10 protein-coding genes are annotated in these 11,395 nt (G+C 32.7%); 9 read left to right on the top strand and 1 reads right to left on the bottom strand.

From position 1 onward, the window contains the following. Nucleotides 1–451: 451 nt before the first annotated feature. The 9 genes from B3J26_RS04745 (at nt 452) to B3J26_RS04705 (ending at nt 10,150) form a co-directional block, all read left to right on the top strand. Nucleotides 452–733, top strand: a complete 282-nt coding sequence (locus B3J26_RS04745; protein WP_114999439.1) for a helix-turn-helix domain-containing protein — start codon at nt 452–454, stop codon at nt 731–733. Nucleotide 734: 1 nt separating this feature from the next. Next, the gene (locus B3J26_RS04740) at nt 735–1,985 is read left to right on the top strand and encodes a type II toxin-antitoxin system HipA family toxin (RefSeq protein ID WP_114999441.1); all 1,251 of its coding nucleotides are present in this window, start codon (nt 735–737) and stop codon (nt 1,983–1,985) included. A 137-nt stretch (nt 1,986–2,122) separates the two neighbouring features. Next, a complete protein-coding gene (locus B3J26_RS04735; protein ID WP_291073511.1) occupies nt 2,123–3,670 on the top strand; it encodes a type I restriction-modification system subunit M in 1,548 nt (515 codons plus the stop codon). Next, a complete protein-coding gene (locus tag B3J26_RS04730; protein ID WP_291073510.1) occupies nt 3,667–4,695 on the top strand; it encodes a virulence RhuM family protein in 1,029 nt (342 codons plus the stop codon). The genes B3J26_RS04735 and B3J26_RS04730 overlap by 4 nt, the downstream gene beginning before the upstream one ends. After that, complete coding sequence (locus tag B3J26_RS04725; RefSeq protein ID WP_291073507.1) at nt 4,692–5,888, top strand: restriction endonuclease subunit S; 1,197 nt, start codon at nt 4,692–4,694, stop codon at nt 5,886–5,888. The genes B3J26_RS04730 and B3J26_RS04725 overlap by 4 nt, the downstream gene beginning before the upstream one ends. A gap of 38 nt (nt 5,889–5,926) precedes the next feature. Beyond that, nucleotides 5,927–6,226 carry a GIY-YIG nuclease family protein gene (locus B3J26_RS04720; protein WP_291073505.1) on the top strand — a complete coding sequence of 100 codons (300 nt, stop codon included), beginning with the start codon at nt 5,927–5,929 and terminating at the stop codon, nt 6,224–6,226. Next, on the top strand, nt 6,216–6,578 hold the full coding sequence (locus B3J26_RS04715) for a hypothetical protein (protein ID WP_291073503.1): 363 nt from the start codon (nt 6,216–6,218) through the stop codon (nt 6,576–6,578). Before B3J26_RS04720 ends, B3J26_RS04715 begins: the two co-directional genes overlap by 11 nt. Before the next feature lie 56 nt (nt 6,579–6,634). Next, entirely contained in the window at nt 6,635–9,736 is a 3,102-nt protein-coding gene (locus B3J26_RS04710; protein WP_291073501.1) for a type I restriction endonuclease subunit R, read from the top strand. 99 nt (nt 9,737–9,835) lie between these two features. Beyond that, on the top strand, nt 9,836–10,150 hold the full coding sequence (locus B3J26_RS04705) for a hypothetical protein (RefSeq protein WP_291051008.1): 315 nt from the start codon (nt 9,836–9,838) through the stop codon (nt 10,148–10,150). Nucleotides 10,151–10,442: 292 nt separating this feature from the next. On the opposite strand, the gene B3J26_RS04700 is transcribed toward B3J26_RS04705, so the two are convergent. Beyond that, nucleotides 10,443–11,216, bottom strand: coding sequence for a hypothetical protein (locus B3J26_RS04700; RefSeq protein ID WP_291073499.1), 774 nt, complete (start codon nt 11,214–11,216; stop codon nt 10,443–10,445). Nucleotides 11,217–11,395: the final 179 nt, after the last annotated feature.

Here is an 11,395-nt window from a genome sequence, read left to right as displayed (position 1 = left end):
TAGTGTTATTTCCATATTCTTTGGCGTATTTTAGAACTTGTAGTTTTTTACTATAAGTTAAGTAAGCTTCTATTTCTTTTGTCTTTTTAATCATCATAAGGCTATATTAGTTTTTTTACTAATTTAGTCTACGAGGATATGACGTACCCACAATTTGAAAGTGTCTTCTCCTTTTTGAAGTAATGGTGGAAGACTTGTTTATGTTTTAGTGTTTCGGTCAAATGATTTTGGATTGTAAATATTGTCTTCAAATTCTTTCAGTAAACCAATTGTGCAACGATAAACAAATTAATCACCGCATAACTTGCGGAGAATATTCAAATATTTACCGCAAAACAGTTATAACAAGTTTTCAATAACCTTTTGCAAAGAGAAAATAATTGAATATTCATATAAAAATGTCCGTTATTTCAGTCGTTTTAATTATATTTGTATGAAATAACGGACATTTATGAAAAAACAAATTGTTTTACCTCGTTATAAAGATACCTTATCACAAATGGGTGAGCAAATAAAACTTGCCCGTAAACGTCGCAAATTAACAGCGGTACAAGTCGCTGAAAGAGCAGATATTTCCAGATCCACTTTAAATCTCATCGAAAAAGGAGAGCCAAGTGTAGCGATGGGAGCTTATTTCAATGTGCTTCGGGTTTTAGGCTTACAAGATGATTTTTTAAAGTTAGCAGCAGACGACACACTTGGTCGTAAACTACAAGATTTAGAGATATTATAGGATGGCAGTACAGAAAACAGATATATATGTTTATGCTGATTGGCAAGATTTAGAAAGTCCAATACTAATGGGCGTATTATCGGCCTATCAAGCCAAGGGACGAAAAGCATTCAGCTTTTCGTATGATAATCTATGGTTAAAATCTGGACATCATCATCAGTTAGATCCCAATTTACATTTATTTGCAGGGCCACAATTTGCTAATGATAAAGAAAACTTTGGACTCTTTCTAGACAGTATGCCTGATACTTGGGGACGTACCTTAATGAAAAGACGTGAAGCTCAACTCGCTAAAATAAAAGGTGAAAAAGCGAAAACATTATATGATATTGATTTCTTATTAGGTGTCTATGACGAAACACGTATGGGGGCTTTGCGTTTTAAACTAGATCCAAAATCTGACTTTTTGGATAATGATACCGAAAAGGCTACGCCACCATGGTCTACTGTAAGAGAACTTCAACAAGCTGTCGTTCATTACGAAAATGATACCGATAATGAAGCGATAAACAAATGGTTACAACTATTAATAGCTCCTGGTTCTTCTTTGGGTGGAGCTCGTCCAAAAGCTAATATTTTAGATGAGCATAAACATCCATGGATTGCTAAATTTCCATCTAAGAATGACACTATTGATAAAGCTAGTTGGGAATATTTAGCGTATCAATTAGCGATAAAAGCAGGGATAAATATGTCGGAATGTAAAATAGAAAAGATTAATGGTCCGTATCATACTTTTTTTACCAAACGATTTGATCGTGAAGGAAGTAATAGAATTCATTTCGCATCGGCAATGACCATGACAGGAAATAACGAAGAAACCATAAAAAATCAGCCTGCCAGTTATTTAGATATTGTGGAGTTCATCCAATCGAATGGAGCGAACATCAATGAAAATTTAACCCAATTATGGCGTAGAATCATTTTTAATATTGCGATATCCAATACTGATGATCATTTACGAAATCATGGATTTATTTTAACGAAAGAAGGTTGGGTTTTATCACCTGCTTATGATTTAAATCCATCCATTGATAAAGATGGTTTAGCCTTGAATATTGATATGGATAATAATGCGTTAGATTTTGAATTAGCGAAAAGTGTTGGTGAGTATTTTCGATTAACGACTACAGAAATGGATCAAATAATCGATGAAGTAACTTCTGTAGTTAAGAATTGGCAGGATATCGCTAAACAAATTGGAATTTCAAGAGCTGAACAAGAACTAATGGCAAGTGCTTTTAAATATTAGTTGCAATTAATAAAATAAAAAACCAATACAAAAAAGCACTAACGTCTTATTTTGGCGTTTAAATGCATTAATTTTGTAATGTTTACAATAATGAATATACAAAAGATAATTTTTATCTTTAAAAAGAAATAAAGACAATGACAAATACAGCCCAAAGAGCAGAACTACAAGCCAAAATCTGGAAAATTGCCAACGAAGTACGTGGCTCAGTAGACGGATGGGATTTCAAACACTTTGTGTTAGGAACTTTATTCTATCGTTTCATAAGTGAGAATTTCACTAATTATATAGAAGGCGGTGACGAAAGTGTAAACTATGCAAAATTAACAGACGACATCATCACACCAGAAATCAAAGACGACGCCATAAAAACAAAAGGATATTTTATTTATCCAAGTCAATTGTTTTGTAACATAGTTGATAACGCCAATACAAATTCAAACTTAAATACAGATCTAAAAGCGATATTCACAGATATTGAAAACTCAGCGAATGGGTACGAATCTGAACAAGACATCAAAGGATTATTTGCAGATTTTGACACCACAAGTACACGTTTAGGTAATACAGTAGAAGACAAAAACAAACGTTTAGCTGCAATCTTAAAAGGAGTTGCCGAATTAAACTTTGGTAGTTTCGAGGAAAGTCAAATCGACTTATTTGGGGATGCGTACGAATTTTTAATTTCTAATTATGCAGCAAATGCAGGGAAATCGGGTGGTGAATTCTTTACACCTCAAAATGTATCGAAATTGATTGCGCAATTAGCCATGCACAAACAAACTACGGTAAACAAAATATACGATCCTGCTGCTGGTTCGGGTTCTTTGTTATTACAAGCAAAAAAACATTTCGATAACCACATTATCGAAGATGGATTCTTTGGACAAGAAATCAATCATACAACCTACAACTTAGCGCGTATGAATATGTTTTTGCACAATGTCAATTACGATAAATTCAATATCCAATTAGGAGATACTTTAACCGATCCTCATTTTATCGACGATAAACCTTTCGATGCCATTGTATCTAATCCTCCTTATTCGGTGAATTGGGTAGGTTCGGATGATCCCACTTTAATTAACGATGATCGTTTTGCACCAGCTGGAGTTTTAGCACCAAAATCAAAAGCAGATTTTGCGTTTGTCTTACATGCGCTTAATTATTTATCAAGTAAAGGGCGTGCAGCCATTGTATGTTTTCCTGGTATTTTCTACCGTGGTGGAGCAGAACAAAAAATCAGAAAATATTTAATAAAAGAAAATTTTGTAGAAACAGTAATCAGTTTACCTGCAAATTTATTCTTTGGAACTTCTATTGGCGTAAATATCTTAGTTTTATCAAAACACAAATCTGAGTACAAAACACAATTTATCGATGCGACAGGTGAGGACTTCTACAAGAAAGTAACCAACAACAATATGTTAGAGGATGTACATATCGAGAAGATTATGCAGTTGTTTGATGCGAAAGAAAATGTAAAACATGTTGCAGTAACCATAGAGAATAAGATAATTGAAGAAAACGATTATAACCTTTCGGTAAGTTCGTATGTAGAAGCGGTAGATACACGCGAAGTGATAGACATTGAAGTGTTAAATACTGAGTTAGCTGAAACTGTGAACAACATTTCATCTTTACGTGCAGCGATTGATCATCTTGTAAAAGAAATCGAAGGATGAGTGAAATAATTTTATATACTGCAGAAGATGGACAAACTAAAATTAATGTCCAATTGGATGACGATACAATTTGGTTAACGCAAAAACAATTGGTTGAATTATACCAAACTTCAAAATCAACAGTAAGTGAACATATTAAGAATATTTTTACAGAAGAAGAACTGATTGCAGAAGCAACTGTTCGGAAAATCCGAACAGTTCAAATAGAAGGTAATCGTGAAGTTTCTCGTGAACTGGATTATTACAATCTTGATATGATTATTGCTTTGGGGTATAGAATAAACTCGAAGATTGCTACAGGCTTTCGTCAATGGGCAACCAATCGGCTGAAAGAATATATTGTAAAAGGTTTCACGATGGATGATGAACGCATGAAAAATCTTGGTGGAGGCAATTATTGGAAAGAACTTTTAGATCGTATTCGTGATATCCGTTCAAGTGAAAAGGTAATGTACCGCCAAATATTGGATTTGTACGCTACAGCAACTGATTACGATCCAAAAAGTGATGCAAGTTTAACCTTTTTCAAAATTGTACAAAACAAATTGCATTATGCTGCTCATGGGCATACTGCAAGCGAAGTCATTTATATGCGTGTAGATAGCGATAAGCCTTTTGTTGGATTAACCAATTTTAAAGGCGATGAACCTACACAAGCTGAAGCGATGATTGCCAAAAATTTTTTAGAAGAAAAAGAATTACGTGTATTGAACAACTTGGTAGCAGCCTATTTTGATTTAGCCGAATTAAATGCTATTGAAGAGCGCCCAATGCGTATGAACGACTACATCCGTGAGTTAGATAATATACTGAATTCGACAGGACGCAAAGTTTTAGATAATGCAGGGAGTATCTCTAATGCTGCAATGAAAGAGAAAGCAACCTTAGAATACAAAAAATACAAAGCCAAAACCCTTAGCAATGTGGAAAGTGAATACCTAAAAACCATTACAATCTTAGAAAAACAAGCTAAAGCAGGCGATAAACAGGCTAAAGCAAATAACAAAAAAGGAGGGAAATCATGAGCAAATTAGACGAGTTATTACAAGGTGTTGATGTGGAGTGGTTGGCTTTGGGGAAAATTGCTAATTTTTTAAATGGAAAAGGACATGAAAAAGCAATTTCTGATGATGGAAAATATATAGTTGTAAATTCTAAATTTGTATCAAGTGAAGGAAAAATAATTAAATACTCTGATGTTCAAATTGTACCATTGTACATTGATGATATTTTAATTGTAATGAGTGATTTACCAAATGGTAAAGCTTTAGCTAAAACATTTTTAGTAGAAGAAAATGATAAATACACGTTAAATCAGCGTATAGGACGCATTTCTGTAATAAATAAAAATGCTTTATTACCAAAGTATTTAAATTATATACTTAATAGAAATTCTGATTTGTTAAAATTTAATAATGGTGTAGATCAGACGAATTTAAAAAAGAATCAAATTCTTGAAGTTTCTATCCCAATCCCTTGTCCAGATAATCCAGAAAAATCTCTTGAAATCCAACAAGAAATTGTTCGTGTTTTAGACGAATTAACTTCGTTAACCAACCAATTAACAACCGAATTAGAAACGGAACGCCAAAACCGTAAAAAACAATTCGAGTTCTTCCGTGAACAGTTGTTAAGTTTCGAAAAAGGTGAGGCAGAATGGAAAAGTTTAGGTGAAATTTTAAATCGTACAAAAGGAACTAAGATTACTGCTTCTCAAATGAAAGAATTAGATAAAGAAAATGGTTCCATAAAAATCTTTGCAGGTGGTAAAACTGTAGCTTTTTTTGATGCAAATGATCTTCCAGAAAAAGATATTAATTTAAAACCATCAATAATAGTTAAATCTCGAGGTATTATCGAATTTGAATATTATGATAAACCTTTTTCTCATAAAAATGAGATGTGGTCGTATCATTCAACGAATGATCAAATTGAAATAAAATATATATATTATTTTTTAAAAATTAATGAGTTACATTTTCAAAACATCGGAAAACGTATGCAAATGCCTCAAATTTCTATACCACATACAGATAAATTTAAAATTCCACTGATATCAATGGAAGATCAAAAACGCATTGTAAAACTCTTAGATCAATTCGATGCCACGCATACAGCTATCGAGGAAGAAATTACAAAAGAAATTAAACTAAGAACCCAACAATACGAATATTACAGAGAAAAGTTATTAAGCTTCCCGTCATTGCGAACAACGTGAAGCAATCCAGAAAAGCAACCCCAAACCAGTAAACCAAAATGAAAAAAGGAGGTGTAGTCTATATTATGGCAAACAAAAGAAACGGTACTCTATACACAGGTGTAACAGCCGATCTAAAAAGACGTGTATACGAGCATAAAACAAAATATAATTCCGAATCTTTTACGGCAAAATATAACTGCACAATCTTAGTTTATTACAAAAGCTTCCATTCAATTGAAGACGCAATAACAGAGGAAAAAAGAATAAAAGCAGGTAACCGAAAAAAAAAATTAAAACAAATAGAAACACTCAACCCAAATTGGATTGACTTATGGGATGAAATAAATGAATGGTAACTCCACGTCATTGCGAGCAAAGCGAAGCAATCCAGCAAACAACCCAAGCAAAGCAATTCAGTCATTGTTCTCCGTCATCGCGAGTATAACCAACGTCATTGCGAGCAAAGCGAAGCAATCCAGCAAACAACGCAAGCAAAGCAATCCAGTCATTGTTCTCCGTCATCGCGAACAACGTGAAGCAATCCAATCATTGCTCACCGTCATTGCGAGCAAAGCGAAGCAATCCAGAAAAAACGCAAGCAAAGCAATCCAGTCATTGCTCACCGTCATTGCGAACAACGTGAAGCAATCCATAAAAAAACGCAACATATTGCTCACGTCATTACGAGCAATGCAATTTAGAAAGTGAAACAAATTAGAATCTAAACTAGACAACCCATTAACAGCTACTTAGAATAATATAAGATGTACAAGACTATCGCAGAATCCAACAATTACATTGTATTGGACAAATACACCAAATTCTACGAATTAAACGAGGCTCCGATTGCTTATCAATCAGAAGCTGCCTTAGAAAAAGAATTCATCCAAGATTTAATTAATCTGGGATACGAGAATCCGACTCATCTCAAATCAACAGATGCCATGTTAGCCAATGTGCGTACGCAATTACAAGCATTGAATAATATGGCATTTACCGATAACGAATGGGCGCGTTTTCTTGTCGAATATTTAGATAAACCAAGTGATAGTTTAGTCGATAAATCGCGTAAACTTCACGATAACCACATCTACGATTTTGTATTTGATGATGGACACATTCAAAACATCTATTTAGTCGATAAAGAGCATATTACGCGTAATAAAGTACAGGTTATCTCACAGGTCGAACAAACAGGATCGCACGCCAATCGTTACGATGTAACAATTCTGGTCAACGGATTACCGATGATTCAAGTAGAGCTAAAGAAACGTGGCGTAGCCATTCGTGAGGCGTTCAACCAAGTACACCGTTATTCTAAAGAAAGCTTTAATTCAGATAATTCGTTATTCAAATACTTGCAGTTGTTTGTCATTTCGAATGGGACAGATACGCGTTATTTTGCCAATACCGTTACGCGTAACAAAAATAGTTACGATTTCACGATGAATTGGGCAAAGGCTGATAATACCTTAATCAAAGATTTAAAGGATTTTACAGCAACTTTTTTTCAAAAAAACACGTTATTAAATGTATTACTAACGTATACGGTTTTAGACATCAAAGATACATTATTGGTCATGCGACCTTATCAGATAGCAGCAACCGAACGTATTTTATGGAAAATTAAAAGTGCTTATCAAACCAAAAAATGGTCATCTTTAGAAAGTGGTGGATACATTTGGCATACTACGGGTTCGGGGAAAACCTTAACCAGTTTCAAGGCTGCACGTTTAGCAACAAAATTAGATTTTATCGATAAAGTATTTTTCGTAGTGGATCGTAAAGATTTAGACTTTCAGACCATGAAAGAATACCAAAAATTTTCGCCTGATAGTGTCAACGGTTCAAACAGTACAGCAGGTTTAAAACGAAACATCGAAAAAGACGACAACAAAATTATTGTGACAACCATTCAGAAGTTAAACAACCTAATGAAAGGCGATCAAGAGTTGGATATTTACAATAAACAAGTTGTTTTCATTTTTGATGAAGCCCACCGTTCACAATTTGGTGAAGCCCAAAAAAATCTCAAAAAGAAATTCAAAAAATACTACCAATTCGGATTTACAGGAACACCAATTTTCCCTGAAAATGCCTTAGGTGCAGAAACCACAGCAAGTGTTTTTGGTTCAGAATTACATGCCTATGTCATTACAGATGCCATCAGAGATGAAAAGGTATTAAAATTCAAGGTGGATTATCATAATGTAAAACCTCAATTCAAAGGCGTTGAAACGGAAGTTGATGAAAAGAAATTAAGTGGTGAAGATGCGAAAAAAGCATTCTTACATCCTGCACGTATCAGCGAAATTTCGAAATACATCTTACAAAATTACCGCATTAAAACACACCGTACAAAAGGCGGAAATAACGGTTTCAATGCGATGTTTGCGGTGAGTAGCGTAGAAGCAGCTAAACATTATTACGAAGAATTAAACCGTCAGCAAATAGACAGCGAAAAACCGTTGAAGATTGCGACGATCTTTTCGTTTGCAGCCAACGAAGAACAATCAGCAATTGGAGAAATCATAGACGAATCATTCGAGCCTTCTGCTTTAAACAGTTCAGCAAAAGAATTCTTAACGAAAGCCATCAACGATTACAATAAGATGTTCAAGACAAGTTATGGTGTGGATAGCGATGAATTTCAAAATTACTACCGCGATCTTTCAGAACGTGTGAAAAACAAAGAAATCGACTTACTAATCGTTGTCGGTATGTTTTTAACTGGATTTGACGCACCAAAACTAAACACTTTATTCGTTGATAAAAACTTACGTTATCATGGTTTAATTCAAGCATTTTCGCGTACCAATCGTATTTTAGATGCAACCAAATCTTTTGGAAACATTGTTACGTTCCGTGACTTGGAACAAGCAACAATAGATGCGATTACCTTATTCGGAAACAAAAACACGAAGAATGTTGTTTTAGAGAAAAGCTATAAAGAATATTTAGAAGGTTTTACCGATATTTCAACTGGTGATGCACGAAGAGGATTCATTGAAGTGGTCAACGAATTAAATGAAAAATTTCCAAATCCAGATGCAATTGAAAAAGAAAAGGATAAAAAAGAGTTTACAAAATTATTCGGTGAATACTTACGCGTTGAAAATATCTTACAAAACTATGATGAATTCACAAGTCTAAAAGCCTTACAAAACATTGACCAAAGCGATGCAACTGCTGTAGAAGAATTCAAAGAAATGTACCATGTTTCGGACGATGATTTAGTTGTGATGCAAAAGATTCAGTTGTTACCACAGCGAACAGAGCAGGATTATCGTTCGACCTATAATGATATTCGTGATTGGTTAAGAAAAGAAAAAGAAGGGAAACAACCAGAAGATGGTGAAATCGATTGGGATGATGTGGTTTTTGAAGTTGATTTATTAAAATCTCAAGAGATTAATTTAGATTACATCTTAGAATTAATCTTCGAGCACAACAAAAAAACAAAAAACAAAGCCAAATTAGTTGAAGAAATAAGTCGAGTAATTCGTGCAAGTATTGGGAATAGAGGAAAAGAATCTTTAGTTGTAGATTTTATCAATGAAACAGATTTAGATACTATTCCAGATAAAGCAACGGTTATTGATTCGTTCTTTAAGTATGCGCAAGTCAAACAAAAAGAAGAAGCAACCCAATTAATCACAGAAGAAAACTTAAACGAAGAAGCTACAAAACGCTATATCGAATCTTCATTAAAACGTGAATACGCAAGTTCTAACGGTACTGAATTAAACGCCATTTTACCCAAAATGAGTCCTTTAAATCCTCAATATCTTACAAAAAAGCAAACCGTATTTCAACGTATCAGTGCGTTTATAGATAAGTTTAAGGGAGTAGGTGGGAGATTGTAAAGAAGTCTATCTTTAAAAATAGTATTGATCCTCAACAGCGAAGTTGGGGATTTTTTATTAAAAGAATAAACTTAAATTTACGGATATATATTATTACAAATGCCTTCAAGATATTCTATTATAAATAATAACGATGAATGTGTTAATTGTCCTGAAAAAAATAAATCTGAATTAACAAATGAAGAAAAAATTATACAATTTTCACATCTAAATTCAATTCATTTAAAAGAGGATGAAATAAAAAATTACTCTGATAAATTAGAGTGGGGTATAAAAAATAAAGCAGTTAAAAATATCGCAATCACAGGTTTATATGGTTCTGGGAAAAGCAGTATTATAAAGTCGTTTATTAAACAACAAACAATCGCTAAAAGAAGGCAGTTGTATTTTCAAGAAAAAATAATAAATTTATAAACCAAACACTCTCTTAATTTTTAGAAAGAGGTGTCTCATTTATTTTGACAACATACAACTTTTTCTCGAATAACAATCGAAGGATACCCGCCCCCCTGAAGAAATGGGCTATTTTATTACTAAAAAATATTCAGGATAAAACAAGAGATATACCTTATTGTGTAAAATAAAAAACCTCACTAAAAACACTTAGAGAGGTTATATATTTATTCTTTTTGTCTTCAATCGTTTTTTAATACATCTCATGCCCTCCGGGCAAGACGAAAGCTTAGTTATTAGCTTTAGTAATATCTTATATTTTAAAGTTATAAATTTTTTGTAAATAAATTTTTATAATATTCTGAATTAATTGAATTGCGTCTTCATTAGTGGTTTTAATGAAATTATCAGGGTTTTGATTTCTACCGTGCCTTACGTCTGTTGACATAAGTGTAAAAACGTCATAATTTCCGTGATTTGCAGTTTGTTTAAAAGAACGTATATCTTTTTTAGTAATATTATAATCTATAAAACCTTCTGAAAGATTAATATTAATTTTTTGCTTAAAATAATATTCAAGGGTTTCATAAATTTTATATAAATTAGTAAAACTATAATCTAAAGAATTTAACATAAGAATTTCAAATATGTCATCATTTTTTTTTGATAATCCTAATATGATATTTAAAGGATGATTTCTTGGTTCATAATTAGAATCTTTTAAATTGTTTTCTAATTCTTTTTCATCGAAAGGATAGATTCTGGTAAAGTTGTTTTTAGAAGAAATAGGATGATATAATCTTGATCCTCTAACGCTAGTTATCATTACTGGAGTTAATTGAATCTTTTGTGTTGTATTTTGATAATATAATCTTAAAGCACTATTTATAATTTCAATAAGAGTATTAGCTTTGTTCCATATTTCTTCACGATCATCTAATTCACAGAAATGTAAACTATATATACTTACAGATTCATCATAATCATTAAAAGTTACATCTTGAATTGAGAATTCATAACCACTTAAATTTCTTATTTCGAAAGGTATATCAATACTTTCTCTTAGAAGAATTAATTTACTAGACATATGATTTTATAGAAATTTAATAGTTTTAAAACTAATTATATTGGTTATTTTATTGCAGCTAAATTTTTTTACAAAGTAAACATAGTCTAATTTCTAAAAACCATCTACATTTCGTTATATTATTCCAAACATACAACAACCATCTCAAAATAAATTATGGATATCCCCCTGAATTTTCC

This window comes from Empedobacter sp. UBA5987, from assembly GCF_002429865.1.
GTDB classification, from domain to species: domain Bacteria; phylum Bacteroidota; class Bacteroidia; order Flavobacteriales; family Weeksellaceae; genus Empedobacter; species Empedobacter falsenii_B.
Note: the sequence above shows the minus strand (reverse complement) of the source record. Positions and strands in the feature narration are given on the sequence as shown.